General features: G+C 44.9%; 15 protein-coding genes. 7 read left to right on the forward strand and 8 right to left on the reverse strand.

Annotated elements, in window-relative coordinates:
- Window positions 1-170: 170 nt before the first annotated feature.
- Window positions 171-1,982, reverse strand: coding sequence for a PDZ domain-containing protein (locus KO537_RS08640; protein WP_219234253.1), 1,812 nt, complete (start codon window positions 1,980-1,982; stop codon window positions 171-173).
- A 134-nt stretch (window positions 1,983-2,116) separates the two neighbouring features.
- On the opposite strand from KO537_RS08640, the gene KO537_RS08645 reads away from it, so the two are divergent.
- The 5 genes from KO537_RS08645 to KO537_RS08665 all read left to right on the forward strand — a co-directional run bounded on the left by KO537_RS08645 (window position 2,117) and on the right by KO537_RS08665 (window position 8,760).
- Window positions 2,117-4,279, forward strand: coding sequence for a tetratricopeptide repeat protein (locus KO537_RS08645; RefSeq protein ID WP_219234254.1), 2,163 nt, complete (start codon window positions 2,117-2,119; stop codon window positions 4,277-4,279).
- 151 nt (window positions 4,280-4,430) lie between these two features.
- On the forward strand, window positions 4,431-5,987 hold the full coding sequence (locus KO537_RS08650) for a GGDEF domain-containing protein (protein ID WP_219234255.1): 1,557 nt from the start codon (window positions 4,431-4,433) through the stop codon (window positions 5,985-5,987).
- A 56-nt stretch (window positions 5,988-6,043) separates the two neighbouring features.
- A complete protein-coding gene (ppnN, locus tag KO537_RS08655) occupies window positions 6,044-7,399 on the forward strand; it encodes a nucleotide 5'-monophosphate nucleosidase PpnN (protein ID WP_028760679.1) in 1,356 nt (451 codons plus the stop codon).
- A 21-nt stretch (window positions 7,400-7,420) separates the two neighbouring features.
- Window positions 7,421-8,227 carry a flap endonuclease Xni gene (xni, locus tag KO537_RS08660; protein ID WP_049821740.1) on the forward strand — a complete coding sequence of 269 codons (807 nt, stop codon included), beginning with the start codon at window positions 7,421-7,423 and terminating at the stop codon, window positions 8,225-8,227.
- 110 nt (window positions 8,228-8,337) lie between these two features.
- A complete protein-coding gene (locus KO537_RS08665; protein ID WP_219234256.1) occupies window positions 8,338-8,760 on the forward strand; it encodes a DUF3192 domain-containing protein in 423 nt (140 codons plus the stop codon).
- Between the two features lie 99 nt (window positions 8,761-8,859).
- Here KO537_RS08665 and KO537_RS08670 read toward each other — a convergent pair whose 3' ends face one another.
- Window positions 8,860-11,694: a prolyl oligopeptidase family serine peptidase gene (locus tag KO537_RS08670; protein ID WP_219234257.1), complete on the reverse strand. Its 2,835-nt coding sequence runs from the start codon at window positions 11,692-11,694 to the stop codon at window positions 8,860-8,862.
- A 254-nt stretch (window positions 11,695-11,948) separates the two neighbouring features.
- Between KO537_RS08670 and KO537_RS08675 the strand changes: the two genes are divergently transcribed.
- Window positions 11,949-12,956, forward strand: a complete 1,008-nt coding sequence (locus KO537_RS08675) for an isocitrate dehydrogenase (protein ID WP_219234258.1) — start codon at window positions 11,949-11,951, stop codon at window positions 12,954-12,956.
- A 220-nt stretch (window positions 12,957-13,176) separates the two neighbouring features.
- Here KO537_RS08675 and rlmM read toward each other — a convergent pair whose 3' ends face one another.
- From rlmM to KO537_RS08695, 4 genes are all read right to left on the reverse strand, one after another.
- Window positions 13,177-14,262 carry a 23S rRNA (cytidine(2498)-2'-O)-methyltransferase RlmM gene (gene rlmM / locus KO537_RS08680; RefSeq protein ID WP_219234259.1) on the reverse strand — a complete coding sequence of 362 codons (1,086 nt, stop codon included), beginning with the start codon at window positions 14,260-14,262 and terminating at the stop codon, window positions 13,177-13,179.
- Window positions 14,263-14,439: 177 nt separating this feature from the next.
- Entirely contained in the window at window positions 14,440-14,832 is a 393-nt protein-coding gene (locus KO537_RS08685) for a DUF423 domain-containing protein (protein WP_011918954.1), read from the reverse strand.
- 28 nt (window positions 14,833-14,860) lie between these two features.
- Entirely contained in the window at window positions 14,861-15,535 is a 675-nt protein-coding gene (locus KO537_RS08690) for an alpha/beta family hydrolase (protein ID WP_219234260.1), read from the reverse strand.
- Entirely contained in the window at window positions 15,516-16,427 is a 912-nt protein-coding gene (locus KO537_RS08695) for a transcriptional regulator GcvA (protein WP_105249769.1), read from the reverse strand. Before KO537_RS08695 ends, KO537_RS08690 begins: the two co-directional genes overlap by 20 nt.
- A 227-nt stretch (window positions 16,428-16,654) precedes the next feature.
- On the opposite strand from KO537_RS08695, the gene KO537_RS08700 reads away from it, so the two are divergent.
- Window positions 16,655-16,891 carry a hypothetical protein gene (locus tag KO537_RS08700; RefSeq protein WP_198572079.1) on the forward strand — a complete coding sequence of 79 codons (237 nt, stop codon included), beginning with the start codon at window positions 16,655-16,657 and terminating at the stop codon, window positions 16,889-16,891.
- A 135-nt stretch (window positions 16,892-17,026) separates the two neighbouring features.
- Here KO537_RS08700 and thiI read toward each other — a convergent pair whose 3' ends face one another.
- Window positions 17,027-18,481, reverse strand: coding sequence for a tRNA uracil 4-sulfurtransferase ThiI (gene thiI / locus KO537_RS08705; RefSeq protein ID WP_028760687.1), 1,455 nt, complete (start codon window positions 18,479-18,481; stop codon window positions 17,027-17,029).
- A 450-nt stretch (window positions 18,482-18,931) separates the two neighbouring features.
- Window positions 18,932-19,858, reverse strand: coding sequence for a flagellar motor protein MotB (locus tag KO537_RS08710; protein WP_113941028.1), 927 nt, complete (start codon window positions 19,856-19,858; stop codon window positions 18,932-18,934).
- Between the last annotated feature and the right edge of the window lies 1 nt (window position 19,859).

The raw sequence follows: 19,859 nt of genomic DNA on the forward strand, positions 1-19,859 counted from the left end.
GCAGAAATCGTTAAGCAGACGAGATCTGCAATTCGCTTGTTAGACTGAGCCGTACAAGATAAGAAAAGGCGCCCCATCAAAATAATGGTTGCGCCTTTTTTGTGACGATTTTACTTTAGGTGGCTTTAAGACAAAGGCATTTAGATGCTAAAGATGAAGTCCTAACCACATTAAGCTTTAGTCGCTAACTCGCCTTTATTGTCAAACGGCCAATCAATGCCTAACCAAGTCTTGAAGAAAGCTTTTTGCTGTTTAGTCGCTTTTGCATCCCCCTTGAGCACTAGCTTACCGCTTTGCTGCTCGCCAAGGATGAGCTGTACTTGCTTGATTTTATCGTTGCTAAATAATATCACCTCTACACTATCGCCAACCTTAAAGTCTTTGATGCGCTTATAGAAACCCGCAGCAGTCACCTTGAGACCATTAATCGCTAATACTTCATCCCCCGCAACTATGCCCGCTTGCCAAGCAGGACCATTACGCAACACTTGGTCTAACACTAAAGAGCCATGGGTACTGCTCAAGGTCATTCCCGCAAATGCCTCAGCTTTTGAATCTTTACCATAGGACAGATTTAACCCTGCCTGTGATAATAATTCTGGGAAATCTAAACTCATGGGACTATTCACATTGGCTTGCCACCAAGACGCATAATCTTTGCCAGATAAGTCTTTAAGAATGTACTGAACATCACTAACACCATAGCCTTTTGGTACGCGATGATCTTGATATAAACGACGGTGCACATCGCGATATGAATACTTAAGCTCGGAGTCTTGCAGCAATGAAAAATCTAAGGCTAAAGAGGTTAAGTAGCCCTCTGAGTAAATATTTACACTGTGGTTAATGGCATAATCGCCACCGATACTGCTCCACTCCCCTGCACTCGCCTCTGCCACAGATTGAGTTTCACGACCTGGATTGAGTTGGTTTTTCTCGACGCGCTTGGCTAAATCTTCGAGGAACTCTTTAACTGTTATCACTCCAGCCCGCAACAGCAACTGATCTTGAAAATAACTGGTAGAACCTTCAGCCATCCACAGTAATTCCGTCATATTTTCATGTTGATAATCATAGGGAACTAATCCCTCGGGGCGATAAGCCTTCACGTTCCAGGTATGGATAAACTCATGGGATGCAGTGCTAATAAAGCGCAGGTAGTCCTTGCGTTCACGGAAACTAAAGCGCGGCAGTTGAATGACAGTAGAGTTTAAATGTTCTGTCGCGCCACTGGCACCACTCGTTGCATGCACCATATAAACGTAACGATCAAAAGGATAATCATCCCAAATCACCTTAGCTTGACCGCTTAAGGCTTTAAGATCTTTTACTATTTTGTCCGTGTCATAGTTACCTTCCCCCCAAAACACCAATTCATAGTTTTTACCATTAGCACTAAATTGTTTATGAGTACTCACACCAGTTTCAATCGGGGAGTCGATCAACACATCATAATTAGGGGCAATAAAGGAATGAGCGGCCTTACCCGATGACATCCCAGAGTAACTTTGCCAATTTTTAGGCACTTTTAATTCTACGGATATTGGTTCAGAGCGAAATTGCGGACTGTACATGAACACACCGCTAGCATCCAAATAGGCATGGCTCGCGTCAATATGGCGCACCCTTTGGCCTAATTCATTAGCGTACAATTGATAACTGACGGTAACACGGGTTGGCTGCGTGAGCGCCACTTGCCATTCACCGCTCGCGGTGCGCTTCCATTGCAGTTCATGACCTTGACTATCTTTAGCACTAAATAAGCGCACACCATCGGCCAAAGGCAATACTTGATATTTGCCCGTCCGCCACACAGGGAGATTCACCGTAAAATCGTTCGTCTTCACTTCAGGAAAAGTGACACTCACTTGGGCAATATGGTGTTCGGGTTTAATAAGGTCGATTTGGTATTTCACATCGGCCAATACTTGACCCGAAAATAATGCGCTCAATATCAAGATTGATAGTCTGTTGGGTTTCACTCTTGCTTCCTTCTGTTATTATGCTTCTTATGATTTTTCCAAGTATAACAAGCCGATGTAGCATCCTCATTAGGCGCTAACAAAAGCTAACAAAATAAGTTCCTTGACTAAAGGAATGAGGAATCACAGTTCAAATGCAAAAACTCACGGTTATTTTATTTACTCTGTTGCTGTCACTGCCTTTTACAGTCCAAAGCCGAGATCTCGAAGCGGATGAGGTTGAGTTAAGAGAATCACCGCAGCAAATGTATGATGCGCTCAACAAAACGATTTCCTTTCCCCTCGCATTTCAAAACCGTGACCAATTTGAGCGCGCAGCCCAAGAGCAAGGCTACAATCCACTCGAATTTGAACAGATTTTGTATTTACTGGCCCGCCTCAATATGGAGCCAAACGTTAAAACCAAGGTCGATTTTCAAAACGCAAAAAGCTTGATTGAACTCCTATCGACTGCGGCGCAATCGCCCTATGAACTTGCCATGGTCGCCATGTTAAATGGCCGTTACCTTGGCCGTACTGAACAGAAATATCAAGAAGCGATTGGTCTTTATAACGAAGCGCTCACCCGCATCAACGACAGCTATGACATCGAAGCATTAATTCTTAAACACAATATTCATGAACATCTAGGTGGCTTACATTTATTGATCCGCCAGGAAGTGCCTGCACTGATGCACTTCCACACATACCGCGACATTGCCTATAAACTCAGAAACGATTACTTAATCGCGGCGGCTGAAGCGAGGCTTGGCTTTTATTACAATTTTAATCAACAGCTTACAAAATCACTACAGCATTATAGTGAAGCGATTCGGATCTCCAATCGTTCTAATTACCCATCAATGAAAACCAATCTGCAATTACAACTTTCTAAGGTATATCGTGATTTAAAGCAGTGGGATGAAGCGCTTAAAAACGCTCATGAAGCCGCGGCTGGATTTAAAAAAATGGGCAATGACACTTATCTTTCAAGTTGTATGACAGTGATCGCTATGGTCTATGGTGAACAAGGGGATTGGCATAAAGCGATTGATTACTACCTAAATGCCCAGCAATTAGATGCAAAACGCGGTAACTACATCGCACAAGGGCTTAATTTCCATAATTTAGGACAAGCCTACTCAAATATTAAAGACAATGTTAACGCCCTAAAATATTTACTGATGGCCAATCAAATATTCAAAGAAAAACAAAGCCATCACTATCAAGTTTATAACGAACTCTTAATTGGTGAAATCGCCCAAACCAACCAAGATTGGCCGCTGATGATGGCCCATGCCGATATCGCATTAGCACTCGCGGTCGATTTAAAACTGGTCGATGAACAAAAATCCGCACTCACCCTTATCGCCTCGGCGGCGCAAAAATTAGGTGAATTATCAAAAACCATCGATGCCCAAGCCCGTATCATTGAGCTAAGTAAAAAGCCAGCCGAGACAGATAAAGACTCCCCAGTGTCGGCCTCTGCCCTTGCAGAGCAACAGCTTAAACTTGAGCTCAACATGCTACAGGGAAAACTCGTTGAGACAGTGAAAGAAAGCAACAACACTCACACGCTACTGCTCATTTGCAGCCTTATTGCCGGACTCTTGCTGCTAGTGATTATTTTCATGCTACAAAATCGCCGCAAAATAACGGCTAAAAACGCGGCATTAACTCAATTAACGCTACAGGAACCCTTCACTCACAATTTAGGGTATGCCGCATTATTAGCGCACTTAAGCCATAATCAAAGTCAGGAATCCACAACGGCACTCGGGATTATCGCCTTCCCCACCCAACTTACGACGGATCTGGACTATGGCCAATATTTTAGTGATGCAGTAACAGCGCAAATTGCCAATCATCTAACGGATGCACTCGCAGCATCTGTTTATGTGGTACGCCAAGGGGTATTTGCGGTTCGTTTCACGCAACCTATTGAGCCGACACAAATACTCAGCCAAGTACGCCTGAAACTCGATCAACAGCAAATCTCACATCATTTCCGTCTTGGCTTTGCGCATTTGCCACTTTTAGCGAAATCAGAAATTAAAATGGCCGCGAAATTAAAATTTGAAACAGTGCAGATGGCGCTTGCCTGTGCCCGTAGTTTAGGTGGTAATAACGACTATTATGTCGCTCTCAGAGCCCTCGACTTTGTTCCTTTGAGCTTATTTGCAAACCCGTTATTTTTGCACCTTGAAAAAGGCATTGAGCGTGGATTAATCAGATTAGAGACCAACGGCATTAAAGAGGATGTTCGCTGGCCTTGCTGGGAAAATAACCAAGATAGGCAATTATTGGAAAATATTTGATCAATATCGGTAATTAATCACAGAGTCACAGGCAAATCGCATTTGCACTCTACGCCCAGTGTTATAACATTAGTATCATATGAGTTAACAGCTAATCTGGACATAGGATTGTCATGTTTTTTAGCCTTGCAGAGTTAGGACAATACTCAGGATGAAGGATTCAAGCGCTACAGTTTCACAACTTGCCTTGCTGCAACAGAAACTCCATTCGGCCAAACTTGCCCTTGATGAAGTTAATGAAGATAGAAATGCAAAGTTACAGACATTACTCCAATTTATTGGTCACTTAAGCCTCGCCTGTAAAGGGCAAAATCTTGAGCTGGATAATAAACTCGCCAAACTGCGCCATAACTTAAATACGTTTGAGCGAGTCGATGAGGCATTGCCAGAATTAGTTGATGTCGAGCGCCTGCTAAAAGGCCAATATCACCATGTGATGGTACAACTCGAAGAGAGTCGTACTGGTTTGTCACAGGTGATCCGTCAGATCCAACGCGTTAACTCTGCACCTGAAAAGCTCAAAAAAGAAGTCAATTACTTCAAGCAAGATCTGGCTAAACCTTTTCATACTGTGTGGGAATATATACCTAAAGTTAAGCAAATCATTGGCTTCTACGAAACCATATTACAGCTACAATTTAGCGAATCTGAAAAGCTTGATGTCTTACCAAAACACAGGCAGCTAGCCCATGAGCTGGCGCAGATGATTTCGGAAATCGAGTTCCGTAAAGATCAACGTGACCAAGTATTAGTGATCAAAGAAGTACTCTCTTCTGAGATTGAAGTTGATAGCTTGCTCGAAGCCTACCAAACCATTTTAGCGTTATTGCTTGATAACATCGCCCGCGAGAAATCGGCATCCCAAGAGTTTTTGTTTGCACTCAATGATGCCTTAGCCGCGGTACGTGAGGTGGTGAGCGAATCTTACAATCACAATCAACGTAGCTTCCAATTAAAAACCCAGCTGAATCGTGAGATTAACACCCGCGTAGATAACGCCGGTGAAATCATTATCGATGTGGAAAACGTCGTTGACCTTAAAGCTCAACTAACAGAGCAACTTAACTCTATCCGCTCGGCATTAGCCCGTAAAGAAGCCCTAGAGCAAAGAGAGCAAGCTCTGCTGCGCAAGTCGATGGAGACAATGCGCAAAGAGCTTAATGAGTTAAGTAGTGAGGCTAACACCTACAAAGAGCGTTTGTTTGAACAACAAAAACTCAACTTACTCGACAGCTTAACTCAATTGCCTAACCGTGCTGCATTAGAAGAGCGCATGGAGCTAGAATACCGTAACTATCAACGGCATAAGTCCCCGTTGTGGGTTGCCGTTGCCGATATCGATCACTTCAAAACCATCAATGACAGTTTTGGCCACAGCACAGGTGATAAAACCTTGCAAGTTATAGCAATGGCATTGAAAAACTCCCTGCGAGATACAGAATTTGTAGCCCGCTATGGCGGCGAAGAATTTGTACTGCTATTACCTGATGTGGCCCCTGCTGATATCGCTCAACTTTTAAACAGAGTGCGCGAGAAAGTAAAAAATATTCCATTTAAATTTAAAAATCAGAGAATTACAGTTACAGTATCTATAGGGGCTGCGCAAGTTATGGGAAGTGAACTCATACATGAGACCTTTGAACGCGCCGATGCAGCACTTTACAAAGCGAAACACGAAAGCAGAGACAGGGTTGTGATTGACGTATAATTAAGCCCCACTATACGCCTCCTCTAATCACTCCTGTCATGACGAAGGAGTGGTAAATGATAGTAAAAGTCAGCCCAAAAGGCAGCATGGATCAGCTTTCGCAACTTGAAGTTGATCGACTCAAAAATAGTGCCAAAAGTGCCCTATACCAACTGTACCGCAACTGCTCCTTAGCAGTGCTTGCCGCGGGTTTAAAAACCGACAACTCTAAAGCCCTATTCGAGCAATACCATGATTTCGACATCAACGTTCTACAACGGGAGCGCGGTGTAAAATTAGAACTGATCAATCCCCCCGAACAAGCCTTTGTCGATGGTCAAATTATCACGGGAATTCAGGAACATCTGTTCTCTGTCTTACGCGATATCCTTTATATCAGTGATAGATATGACTCACTAAAACACATTAATCTGACCAATGCCCACCATATCACCAATGTGGTGTTTGATATTCTGCGTAATGCGAGGGCGATAGCACCGATGAAAGACCCTAATGTGGTCGTCTGTTGGGGCGGACACAGTATTAATGCCATTGAATACCAGTACACACGTGAGGTAGGTTATCAACTTGGCCTGAGAGAATTAGATATTTGCACTGGCTGTGGTCCTGGCGCGATGGAAGGTCCGATGAAAGGTGCGGCGATAGGTCATGCCAAACAACGGATTAAAAATGCACGATATATTGGTTTAACTGAACCAAGTATTATTGCCGCCGAGCCACCGAATCAAATTGTCAATGAACTGGTGATCTTACCCGATATTGAAAAGCGCCTCGAAGCTTTCGTGCGCTTAGGCCATGGTATTATTATCTTCCCTGGCGGTGCTGGCACGGCTGAAGAATTGCTCTATATATTGGGTATTTTACTTAACGAAGAAAACCAACAAACGCCTTTCCCGCTGATACTCACAGGCCCAACGGAGAGCGCAGATTACTTCATTAAGATTGATGAGTTTATTGCCTCAACCTTAGGACCCGAAGCTCAGAAAAAGTACCAAATTATCATAGATAATCCCACTGAAGTGGCACGCATCATGAAGCAAGGAATGGAGCAAGTAAAAGCCTATCGCCGCTCAACGGGTGATGCTTACCAATATCAGTGGGCACTGAAGATTGAGTCTGAGTTTCAGTTACCTTTTATCCCAAGCCACGAAGTGATGGCAAACTTAGATCTACACTTCCAAACCAATAAAGCCGAACTTGCCGCCAACCTGCGTAAAGCGTTTTCGGGTATAGTGGCGGGTAACGTCAAGTCAGAAACAATCAAGCACATAGAGCGTGATGGCCCCTTCCAATTAAAAGGCGATCCTAAGCTCATGGATATGATGGATAAACTTTTAAGTGCATTTGTACAACAACAAAGAATGAAGCTTCCAGGAAGCGCCTATATTCCTTGCTATCAAATAGTGAAATAGAGAGCGAAGCAACAACACCCCATGAACAAGTTTTTAATCATCGATGGTCTCAACTTGGTTCGCCGCATCTATGCGGCGATCCCCGATGAATCCGATATGCAAAGCCTCACAGAGCGCGTCAGTTTGGCGTGCACTAAACTGCTGCGTGTGCATCGCCCAACCCATGTAGCTATCGTGTGGGACGGTGATGAAGTCTCATGGCGTAAACAGCTTTACCCCGATTATAAGAAAGGCCGTAAACCTATGCCGGAGCCGCTGGCAAAAGGCCTTGCTGCGCTGCAAGATCACTTAACCATGATGAACATTGGATCTATTTATGCGGCGGCTGAAGCCGATGATGTGATTGCCACTCTAGCGATAAAAACCGCCAAAGCGCAGGGTGAAGCCATTATAGTGTCCACCGACAAAGGTTTTAGTCAGCTCAATCATCGCCAAATCAGCCAGTGGGATCACTTTAATCAGCAGTACTTAGATATCGCTGCATTGGAACAAAAACTCGGTGTCGAACGCAGTCAATTTCTCGACTTGATGGCATTAGCTGGCGATAGCGGTAATAAAATTCCAGGTATTGCGGGCATAGGCCCTAAGTCGGCTGCCGAATTATTGAAAACCTTTAGAAGCTTACCAACCTTGTTTTCATCGCTATCTAACTTAGGCGCTAAACAAGCCAAAAAACTTGCCGAAGGTAAGGAGATGGCAAGACTCAGCTATAAGCTCGCGCAGTTACAAACAGACCTGCCACTCAATATTAATTTAAAAGATTTTCGCGTGATGAACTCCTTACCTGATAATAACTGCCTGCCTGAAAACCCAATCAATCCAGCCTAAACATCTGTTAATATAAAGTTGCAATTAACGCATTTACCTTAGAACAACAAAAGCGTATTTTATGGACGTAATAACGTGACTCATTTAATGAGGTAAAGGAATAACTGTAAATGAAATCAAAAGTTTCGGTAATCATCGGTAGCATTTTCGCCGCCTACGTCGCCTTTGTCGCTGTGGTGGTACTCGTTTATGAACCTACGCCAGATGACATGAGTTGGGAGGACCGACAGTCCTATAACAGCCAAAAAATGAACGAGTTAGCGCTAGGGCAAAATATCGTTTCAGTAAAACAGTTACTAGGTAAAGCTGACTTTTCAGAGGCCAAAGCCGTAAAAGAAACCAAGCTACAGGTGCTCTTTTATCGCACTCACCATGAAAAATCAGACGGTGTGACCACGAAAGAGGAATGTACCCCACTTATTTTTAAAAATGATCAATTGATTGCTTGGGGTCAAGATACCTATAAGCAATATCTCGATGCAGATACTGACACAGCCCTCAACTCTGCCCAAGAGACATTAACCAGTAAATAAATACGACTGACAGTTAAATAAAAACGCCACCGAATCGGTGGCGTTTTTATTTTGACAATCAACGAATTGACTCAATTGTAAAACAACTAAACCAATTGCCTATTCATCATCGGCCTTATACTCGACATAGGCTTCACCTTTGCTGAGCCATTCTGGCGCGGGTTTTCCCTTCAAATAATGGTCGAAATATTGCATCATGCGAATGCTGTAATCGAGCTTGTTCGGGTACTTTTTCAAGTGATGCGGCTCATCCTCGTATTGTAAGAACACCACCTCTTTACCCGCACGACGCATGGCTAAGTACATTTCAACACCTTGTTCCCAAGGCACTGCATCGTCCTTATCACCAAACATGATCATCAAAGGCGTTTGAATACGGTCAGCATAAAATACTGGCGAGTTTTCAATATACTTTTGCGGCGCGGCAAACAAACTTGCGCCAATACGACTCTGTCCGGTTTCATATTGGAACTGACGCGCAATGCCTGTACCGTGGCGAATACCGCTATAGGCACTGGTCATGTTCGATACTGGAGCACCTGCAACCGCCGCCTTAAACATCCTAGTTTGAGTAATGGCAAACGCCGTTTGATAGCCACTCCAAGAATGACCTTGCAAACCAATAGCATCGGGATCGGCAATGCCTATCTCAATCAGCTTTTGCACGCCAGACGTGAGCGCTTGTACTGAGCTCGCCCCTGGGTAACCAATTTCAAAGCGAATGTCCGGTAGGAACACCGCATAGCCATTATTGATGTACCAAGCAAAGTTAGGTCTGTGGTTAATGTTCATCTGCGGGAAGACATGCAGTCTATCCGTCATAAAGCGATAGTAATAAACCAGTACAGGATAGCGCTTACCCGCTTGATAATTCGTCGGCTTGATCAGCACGCCATCTAACGGTTTACCATCGCCATTTGTCCAGTGAACTAACTCGGATTGGCTCCAGTTAAAGGCTTGACGCTGCTTATCTAAATCGGTTTGCTTAACTGCATTTTGCGGTGCGCTATAGCTGGCCGTATATAAATCAGGGAATAAGTCAAAACGTTCCTTAGAAAACACGATAGTATCGGCGTCTTTACTGCGTCCCAATACTGTCAGCTTATACTCACCTTGCATCAACGTCTTCACGCCTGCTTCGCCCAAGGTGGCTTGATAAAAACCATCGGCCTTGGTTTTATCACTATAACCGTGGAGTAAAACCGTAGCGTTATAGGCAAGCTCTGCCGGCTCATCGGGATTATCGACTAAGCCCTCAAGGCGATATTGAATTTTCTGGGTACGCCCTTTACCTGCGGTTAAGGCAAAACCCGCCTTAGATTCGGTATTAAACTGCCAAACATCGTATTTGTCGTAAACCAAGAAACCCGCATCATTTTTAAGCCAAGGACCAAAACCATATCCTGGAGCATTGGATGGATAATCGTGGTCTTCATCGGCAAAACTGACCTTTAGGGATTTGGTGAGATTAGTGCGACGGTCCTGTGCAATATCATAGAGATACACATTACCTTGCTGATAATAAGCCACATACTTGCCATTTCCCGACAGCGTAGGCTCGGCATCACTCGGCTGTTGTGTCAAAAATTGCACTTTACTGCCTGTATTAATATCGACCAGATAATAATCTTGGTAGAACCCTGCCCAAGTTGCCATCTTGCGATAGGGCAAATCTGAACTGGCCAACATAAAACGTTTATGTTGTGAAATCGTCACATCTGGAACAGTTTTATCGCCAAGCTGCACCACGTTATTCGAACCTAAATGCAATACCGCAAGGTAAGTGCGTTTTTGCTCATCCTCATATTGCTTGATTTCATTAGGCTTAATACGAGGATCATCCCCATGCCACACCTTAAGCCCACGCTGTCCGGTGACAATATTTGTATCGAACAGGTCTTTTTCTTCGGTGATTTTCTGCAAACTAAGCTGCTGGCTTACCTCTGGCACGCGGCCAAAGAATAGCCGTTCGCTATCCAATGAGAAGCTTAAACTTGTGTAGCGATTGAGTTTCCACTCAGGTGACTCAGGAGTTTTACTGATTTTACCCGATTGCAAATCGACCAGCGATAACTGATAGCTGCGACCATAGGGTAACTCGCTATCTTTGCCCTGCGTAAACGCCAGCCAACGACCATTTTTAGCCAGCGCTAACGCACCAATCTGTTGGCTAGGCGAATCAAAGGCAACGGTTTTTTTGTGAGTGTTTAAATCGACTAACTGCAATTGATGTTGCTTATTGGTGATATCGTTCACTGCCAGCACGAGCCTACGGCTTGCCTTATCAAAAACATAGCCAGTAACCTGCTCGACATCAATTCGCTTTGTTTGGTCTTCTAAACTGAGCAACGTAAAACGTCGACCTTGGTCAAACTTATCGACCTTTGGCTTATCAATATTCGCAGGGCTTTGTGTGCCTGCTTCAGCGAGTTTTTCGGTAGTTTTAGGCCCAGCATCTTTTTTGGACTCTTCATCAGCCTCAAATCCAATCGCCAGATGCTTACCGTCATCACTGAACACAAATTCCTTCACACGCTCGAAGCGAATTTGCGTGCCAGTTTGAGTATCGAGCAACACCATGTCGGATTTGATTTTTTTCTTCGCCTTGGCATCACTCGTTTCACGCGTGAGCAAACTCGGTTTAACCACCACAGCTACATAACGACCATCGTGGTTCACCAAGGGATCTGACCCCCCCGCGATTTGATAGCTTTGCTGCGACAGGACATTTTTCACAATGACGTGACTATCCCCGCGATCGGGCGCAGACTCGACCGCGATGACTTGCCCCTTATCTGAGATAACCGGCTTTTCAAGGGATTCAAAATGCATAATGTCTGTTAGGGTGAGCGGTTTAGTGCTGGTTTCAGCCTGCACTGCTGGCAATATTCCAAGGGATAACAAAACCAGAGATGTGATAGGGATTAACTTCAATGTCTTCCTCTTTTATATATTTGTTAGACTAAAGTAGACTTTTTTAACCATTGGTTCTCCATCATGGTGAGAACCCAGTATTTTTACAAGTTATACCACATAAAAAATCGTGATATTGCTCACTATTTCCTGTGAAGTTTGACCAAAGATGGTTAAAATAATAGGCAGAAAAAATACCAAATTCATAGTCCTGCTATCCAGTTAGCACTGGGGCAGACAATTGCAGTAACGACGAACCGTGGAAGGACTTCTCCATGTCAAAAAGAACGATAACCGTAATTCCAGGTGATGGAATTGGCCCAAGTATTATTGATTCAGCCTTAAAAATTCTTGATAAAGCGGGCTGTGATTTTGAATATGAATTTGCCGATGCCGGCCTGACTGCACTTGAAAAGCAAGGCGAGTTACTGCCAGCACGCACTTTAGAACTCATTGAAAAAAACCGTATCACGCTGAAAGGGCCGCTGACGACTCCCGTTGGTGAAGGCTTTACTTCTATCAACGTAACCTTGCGCAAGAAATTCGGTCTGTATGCTAACGTACGCCCAGTACTGTCTTTCAAAGGTACCCAAGCCCGTTACGAAAATATCGATATCATCACAGTACGTGAAAACACCGAAGGCATGTACTCAGGCCACGGCCAAAAAGTGTCTGACGATGGGTTAACGGCAGAAGCCACTAGTATCGTCACTCGCCAAGGTGCAGAGCAAATCGCCACCTTCGCCTACGAACTGGCCCGCAAAGAAAACCGTAAAAAAGTCACTATCGTGCACAAAGCTAACATCATGAAGTCAACTTCAGGCCTGTTCCTGAAAGTGGCCCGTGAAGTGAGCCTACGTTACCCAGACATCAAGACAGAAGAAATGATCGTCGATGCAACGTGCATGAAGTTAGTGATGAACCCAGAAAACTTCGATGTGATCGTGACGACTAACCTATTCGGTGACATTTTATCGGACCTGTGTGCCGGTTTAGTGGGTGGTTTAGGTATGGCACCTGGCGCAAACATTGGCCGTGATGCTGCTATTTTCGAAGCCGTTCACGGTAGTGCGCCTGATATCGCTGGCAAAAACCTCGCAAACCCAACCTCAGTGATTTTAGCGTCTATCCAAATGCTGGAATACCTAGGTATGGCTGACAAAGCTGAGCAAATCCGTAAAGCGGTATCTGCAGTCATTGAAGAAGGCGACCGTACGACTCGCGATTTAGGCGGCACTCACGGCACGACTGACTTCACGCAAGCGGTGCTTGAACGTCTGTGATCTCAATGCTAAGCGCGTTTAAGACGAGCCTATCACGCGCTTGTTCAAGCAAAAGCTTAAAAGAAGCAAGCGCTTGAAACTCAAATGAATAAACACGAAAAAGCCCCAAAGTTTCCTTTGGGGCTTTTTGTTATCTAGCTTTTAAACCTGCGTGGCTTTATACCCGCGTGACAATTACCATTCTAGCGACAACAAGATCACCGCAGGGTTAGCACTGGAATTAATTCCACGCGGTATTAGGGCGCAGCCATAAATGCACTGTGACCTCATCTCGGTCATGGTAGAGGTGTTTACACTGCACCTTAAACTCAGTGATGCCGTTTTCCTTTAAAATGGTCTGCATGGTTTCAAGGATCGCCGTGACTTCTTTATAGCGGCTCTTCATCGGTAATTTAAGGTTGAAAATCGCTTCCTTAAACCAACCGTTAATCGCCCAAGCTTCAATCAGTTCGGCAACACGCGCAGGTTTCTCAACCATGTCGCACACCAGCCAATAGATATTTTTACGTTGCGGTTCGAAACGGAAACCGTCTTCACGGTAATGTTTCACTTGGCCCGTTTCCATCAGTTTTTCATCCATAGGGCCATTATCAACTGCCGACACAAACATGCCGCGACGCACCAGTTGATAAGTCCAGCCACCAGGGCAAGCGCCCAAATCCACTGAGTTCATGCCACTGCGAATACGCTCTTCTTGCTCTTCCTTAGGCACGAATTGGCCAAAGGCTTCGTCGAGTTTCAGACTAGAACGACTCGGTGCATCCGCCGCCATTTTAAGGCGTGGAATGCCCATAAAATGTGGCGAACTGTTATTACTGTAGGAATAACCCACATAGGCACGGCCGGGGCCAATAAAACACACGTGGATAATCGGACGTTTTGGATTTTCCTGCGCGAGCAAGCTACCCGATTTTTTCAAATGCTGGCGTAAAGGCACAGTGAACTTACGGCAAAAAGCCGAGAGCTCTTTCGCTTCGTTAGTGTCAGGTGTTTCAACCCGCACTTCACCCGCTTTGCTGACGTCACTGAGCGCCGCAACGATTGGGCTTATTCTGTCATTTTCAGGCAAGTCGACTAACAAGTCGCTAGCAGCAAACATCTGGCGAGCGAAAATGAGCGAATCTAAAGGTAATTGTTTGACTAATGTATCAGCAGCGTCGTCTTCAAAACATTGGTATACCACATAAGCGTCGTTATTGTTGGCCTTAACAAAGCCACCCACATTGAGCTCACCGGCTCGCTGTTGGATTTCTGCAGCGCATTCTTTTTCAAAGCCTGCGCGGCAAAATAAAAATAGGTTTTTCATGGGGATCCCTGAGAAATCCAAGCCAAAGCATTGGCTGACTATCAATTTGGGCGCCAGTATACCAATTTCAATCCACAAATACCCTATTTGCCTACTGCGGAACCTTGAATTGCGATTAGAGAAATAAAAAAGGCTTAGGTGCGCCCTAAGCCTGCTAACTCACATAAGCATCAGCGATTAAGACTCATGACCGTCGATAACTTTGTGACGCCATACCGCGGCGGCAAATAATAACCACCCCAATAAGAAACAACCACCGCCCATAGGCGTAATAGGACCTAACCACTTAGTCCCAAACAAGGCCAGTCCATATAGTGAGCCCGAAAATAGGACTATGCCTGCGACAAAGAGATATGCCGACCAGTCCAGTAAACGCGAGGTTAACCATTGGCCCGAGAAGGCAACCATGATGAGGGCAAAGGTATGGTAGAAATGATATTGCACACCTAAGTTAAAGACTTCAATTAAGTTTGGTGGCGCGACCGCTTTTAAACCATGGGCACCAAAAGCCCCTAAGGCGACGGCTAAGAATCCGCTCACGGCGGCGAGTAACAATAAACCTTTACGCATTTAACGCTCCTGCTGGAATGGGATTAACTCATTCAACATTTATTCGCTCAACATCAAGCTCACGAATAAAATCACTTGATAAATCAATAGCACGTGCAAGGTTAGCGGCTTCACTGGTGCCTGACGACTTTCTTGGGACAAAACTATGATCGCCGTCGGTTATCCAAGCCAATCCTATCTCAGCTTTCAAGGGCCAGCTTGGGATCTGCGCTTTGCCACCAAACTTATCCCGCTCACCCTGTACGACTAATATTGGGACTTGGCATTCATTCAAAGGTTCCAATCTAGGCTCGCCGCCTTTGAGTGGCACAAAAGGATAACCTAAACAAATCACCCTATCGATGCGCGCCGCTAATGCAGGATCGCAGGCTAATAGGGCCGCCATACGACCGCCCATGGATTTCCCCATTAACACCACACGTTCAACTTGTGGTTGTGAGTGGGCGATATCGAGCATCTGTGTAAAACACGCGAGCAATTTAGGCGCACGGTCCGGTGGACGCCGTTTACCATCGACTGCATTCGCCTGCATATAAGGAAAATTAAAGCGCATCACTCGGAAGCCCTGAGCAACGAATCCCGCCGACATGGCCTGCATAAAATCAGAATCCATGTTAGCACCCGCACCGTGGGCCAATAAAATCAAAGTATTAGCAGGCTCCCCTTCTAATACATAACTCGGCTTATCCGGGCAACAACTCACTGCGAGACTCCTCGGCAAACATGTCTAACATCCATTCACGAAACGCCACCACTTTACCCAGCTCAGCATGGTTTTGCTGGCAAACTAAGTAGTAAGCATCTTTACTGACCAAGACTTCTTGGAATGGACACACAAGCCGCCCAGCTTTGATATCGGGGCGTGCCAGCACGCTGTAACCCAGAGCAACCCCTTGACCATGCGCCGCCGCCTGCAATACCAAAGACGAATGACTGAAAATAGGTCCTTGATTCACATTAATATCGGTAATGCCACATTGCCTAAACCACGCCTGCCAATCGTGACGATTCATATCATGTAATAGCGTGTGATACTTTAAATCGCTCGGTTTTGAGAGTGGTTTAGGACCGTTGAGCAACATGGGCGAACACACGGGAATAAGCACTTCATTTCTGAGCTTATCTGCACGTAACCCAGGCCAATTACCTAAGCCATAATAAATAGCCACATCCACATCATCGGTTAATGAACTCGCTTCGGTATCAACGGCCTTTATTCGCACATCGATATCGGGATTTTTCTCACTGAATTTAGCCAAACGTGGCACTAGCCATTGAATCGCAAAACTGGGGGACATACTGACCGTCAGCGAACCAATCGCACTGCGGGCGAGTAATCTGTCGGTGGCATCGGCAAGCTGAATAAAGATATCTTTGATGTCGAGAAAATAGCTTTGCCCTTCTTCGGTTAATAGCAAAGAACGGTTCTTTCGACGAAATAATTTTAATCCGAGGAAATCTTCTAATGCCTTTATTTGATGGCTCACCGCAGCCTGTGTAACAAACAATTCTTCCGCTGCCCGCGTAAAGCTCAAATGCCGCGCGGCTGCCTCAAAAGCTTTAACCGCATTAAGCGGTGGTAATCGTCTCGACATAGTGATCTCAGTCTCGTTTTTTAATTAGTTTTTCTAATCCGTATTGTTACATTTAATCGTTTGTAAAGGCCAGCGTTTTTGGTTAAATTTTGCGCCAATGAAACAGCTTATCAACGAAACACCAATAGCGATGAAACATCCATAGCTATGAAATACCTAAGTTAGACAATCTCAAAGTTGATGATGGGAATGTCTGACAGCGTTAATTTGTCAGCCCGGAGGCGACTATGTTCAATTTAAAATCGGCGTTTGCGTTAATATTAGTCTCAGCACTCAGCTTTAATGCCAGTGCAAATGTACTCGTTGACGAAATCGTCATCGACACAAGCGACTTGCAAGCCAATATCACTGCAGATTTAACCGCTGCAATGAATAAAATGCACCAAGAAGTGCTACAAGAAGCCACTCTGTTGATTGCCACAGACGATGTCACATCTCATCAGCAGGTCGTTAAAGCCGAATAACCTAAACGACACTGAAATTCAGGTCACGATCAGTAAGAGCAAAGAAAAAGCCGCATTAATATGCGGCTTTTTTGTACTTGAATGGCAAATCAATCCCACTGACGATATACGGCAATGGGCAGGTTTTCGCCCGACTTATGGGCGATACACTTTCACGTTCGTGTAACCTTGCTCGATTAAATACAATGCCTGCAATTTACTCATCACCCCACGCTCACAATAGAGCAAATAAGTCTTTTGCTTATCGAGATCGGCAAACTGAGTCGCTAACTTGAAGAATGGGATGCGCTTTATCTCAATACCTTCAATTTGCAGCGGTTTGCTTTCCTCTTCTTCAGGGGCACGAATATCAATGACCACTTGGTTAGTATCGATACTGGCAACCGTTTCTGTCTCAGTAATCCGAGTATCCATTTGTTCTGCGATCTCCCTGATATCGATAGTGACAGATTGGGCGATGATCTGATCGATCAAATCCTCAGAGAACTTTTTCTCTTCCGCTTCAACCTTAGCTAATACCGCTTTTACCGTCGGCTTTTGCGAAATTACGCCGCAATATTCAGGCATTGATTTAGCAAAATCTTCGGTGCCGATTTTACGGCTCTCGTTGATAATGTCTTGCTTATCCATGGCGATTAAGGGACGTAGAATCAATAACTCAGTACAACGGTCGATGACGTTTAAGTTGGTCAGGGTCTGGCTAGACACTTGGCCTAAACTTTCACCGGTAACTAAGGCTTGAATGCCCATACGCTCGGCGATACGCGCCGCGGTACGCATCATCATGCGTTTCAATACAACGCCCATTTGACCGTTATCGATACGCTCTAAAATCTCAGCAACCACAGGCTCAAAAGGCACAGAGATAAACTTCACTTTGTGAGATTCACCGTAGGTTTTCCACAAATGGTAAGCCACTTGTTTTACACCAATTTCGTGCTGTGCGCCGCCCAGATTGAAGAAGCAGTAATGGGTACGAGCGCCTTTTTTGATAAATTGATAGCTAGATACGCCAGAGTCAAAACCACCCGAAATCAAGGACAATACATCTTCCTGTGTTGCCATCGGAAAACCGCCTAGACCTTCAATACGCTTAGTCACCATATAAAGGTTATCGCGCTCAATCTCTAAATTAACGGTAATGTCCGGATTCTTTAAACGCACGCCCAGCGCATCAGTAAACTGGTTTAAGCCACCACCGACATAACGCTCAACTTCAATAGAATTAAAATCATGATCGCCAGTACGCTTTACTCGCACGCAGAAGGTTTTACCTGCGAGCTGGTCACGGTAAACAGGCAAGACTTGCTGATAAATATCATCAACAGATTCAAAGCTGTACTCATCCACTTGCACTACGTGTGCAATGCCAGGAATACACGCCAGACGCTCACCGAAAGCTTGGGCCAATTCAGGCTTATCCTTTGGTACCATCACCATAATGCGGTCCCATTGACGCTGCACTTTTGCATCTTCGTCAACTTTTTTAAGCACATTACGGATGTTAGTTTCGAGCATTTTGGTGAAGCGCATGCGTACAGGCTTGCTCTTCATCATGATTTCTGGATACAGCTTTACAATAAACTTCATGGGATTTCCGCGGGCAATTTTAAAACAGCAAAATTGGTTAAAAGAATAATCGGGGGATTATATACCCAAGCAACCTAAAAAGGCGAGTTTCAGCGCACATAGCCAACAGCGACACAGGCCACATTTATGGCGTATTCATTGCGTATTAATGACTAAATCACGGCAGCTAATTAGGCTGAAATAATGTCACTAAAGCCTATTCGAATGGTGTGAATTGCCCTGCTTAAAATAAGTGATTTGAGATGAATTATTAACAATAAGTCGTTGAGGGATGGTCAAGGAAACTTAGGGATTACACACTCAATGTGATTAACGTAAAGCCCAAATGGATTTAAATCAACCACAGTGATTTGATGCATAACACGTTAACTAAAAGGGAAAAGTCCACATTAGCTCAATAAAAAAGCCGCAAGATTATTGCGGCTTTAGATTGGGAGAGTATCTAAACACTTAAGGCGAATTACCGATCTGAATTTCTTCAGACTCCTTAGCTTTACCTTGCTCAATAGCAATTTCAACCCTGCGGTTACGGGCACGATTTTCCGGAGAATCGTTAGGCACAATCGGATTGTTAGACGCCATACCAACCACTTTCATTCGATTAGAATCAAAGCCGCTGACCTGTACTAACTCATGGGCCACTGCCACGGCACGTTTGCTGGATAAATCCCAATTAGAACTATAGAGCTCATCGCTTATTTGCATATCATCCGTATAACCTGACACTGTGATGACACCTGGCACATCTTTTAACAATTCGCCGACTGAGCGCACCACAGGTTTAAATCGAGGCTGCAGGAAGCCTGAGCCAGAAGCAAATGACCCCTTCTCACGTATACGAATAATAATCTGCTGACCTAATGACTCAATTTCAATCGCTCCATCGGTGATCTCTTTATTGAGCTCCTGCGCCATCTTCTTCACTTGCTGATTGATCTTTTCTTGCGCCGCTGCCGCTTCCGCTTTAACCGCATCGGCCACTTCTTGCGCCGTAGCACTCGCTTCGCCCCCCCGCTGAGAACCATTTTGCTGCTGCACGCCGCCCGCACTATCGTCTTCACCCGCTTGGAAATCCAATACAGGTTCAGTCATTTCATTCGTTTGCTGGTTAATGATTTCAATCGGAGTCGGATCGGGGCGTCCTGGTCTAAATTCTAAGGCAATGACAGAAGTCCCTTTCGGGATGTCTTTAACTTCCACCTTATTTTGCACACCAAAGGCATACTTCATTGAGCCCGCGATCTGCTTAAACTTCATCACGTCCATTTCAGAAAATGACAATAACAATACGAAGAAACACATCAACAGCGACATCAAGTCGGCAAATGTTGCCAACCAGAGCGGTGCTCCGGGCGGTGGACAATTGCACTTAGCCATG

Origin of the sequence: Shewanella sp. NKUCC01_JLK, assembly GCF_019345615.1 — a bacterium.
Taxonomy (GTDB): Bacteria; Pseudomonadota; Gammaproteobacteria; order Enterobacterales; family Shewanellaceae; genus Shewanella; species Shewanella oncorhynchi.

Excerpts from the sequence above, each read along its gene's own strand:
- KO537_RS08700 (WP_198572079.1), top strand. The coding sequence starts at position 16,655 with ATGTTCAATTTAAAATCGGCGTTTGCGTTAATATTAGTCTCAGCACTC.
- KO537_RS08710 (WP_113941028.1), bottom strand. The coding sequence starts at position 19,858 with ATGGCTAAGTGCAATTGTCCACCGCCCGGAGCACCGCTCTGGTTGGCA.
- KO537_RS08650 (WP_219234255.1), top strand. The coding sequence starts at position 4,431 with ATGAAGGATTCAAGCGCTACAGTTTCACAACTTGCCTTGCTGCAACAG.
- xni (WP_049821740.1), top strand. The coding sequence starts at position 7,421 with ATGAACAAGTTTTTAATCATCGATGGTCTCAACTTGGTTCGCCGCATC.
- KO537_RS08695 (WP_105249769.1), bottom strand. The coding sequence starts at position 16,427 with ATGTCGAGACGATTACCACCGCTTAATGCGGTTAAAGCTTTTGAGGCA.
- thiI (WP_028760687.1), bottom strand. The coding sequence starts at position 18,481 with ATGAAGTTTATTGTAAAGCTGTATCCAGAAATCATGATGAAGAGCAAG.
- KO537_RS08675 (WP_219234258.1), top strand. The coding sequence starts at position 11,949 with ATGTCAAAAAGAACGATAACCGTAATTCCAGGTGATGGAATTGGCCCA.
- rlmM (WP_219234259.1), bottom strand. The coding sequence starts at position 14,262 with ATGAAAAACCTATTTTTATTTTGCCGCGCAGGCTTTGAAAAAGAATGC.
- KO537_RS08665 (WP_219234256.1), top strand. The coding sequence starts at position 8,338 with ATGAAATCAAAAGTTTCGGTAATCATCGGTAGCATTTTCGCCGCCTAC.
- KO537_RS08645 (WP_219234254.1), top strand. The coding sequence starts at position 2,117 with ATGCAAAAACTCACGGTTATTTTATTTACTCTGTTGCTGTCACTGCCT.
- KO537_RS08685 (WP_011918954.1), bottom strand. The coding sequence starts at position 14,832 with ATGCGTAAAGGTTTATTGTTACTCGCCGCCGTGAGCGGATTCTTAGCC.
- ppnN (WP_028760679.1), top strand. The coding sequence starts at position 6,044 with ATGATAGTAAAAGTCAGCCCAAAAGGCAGCATGGATCAGCTTTCGCAA.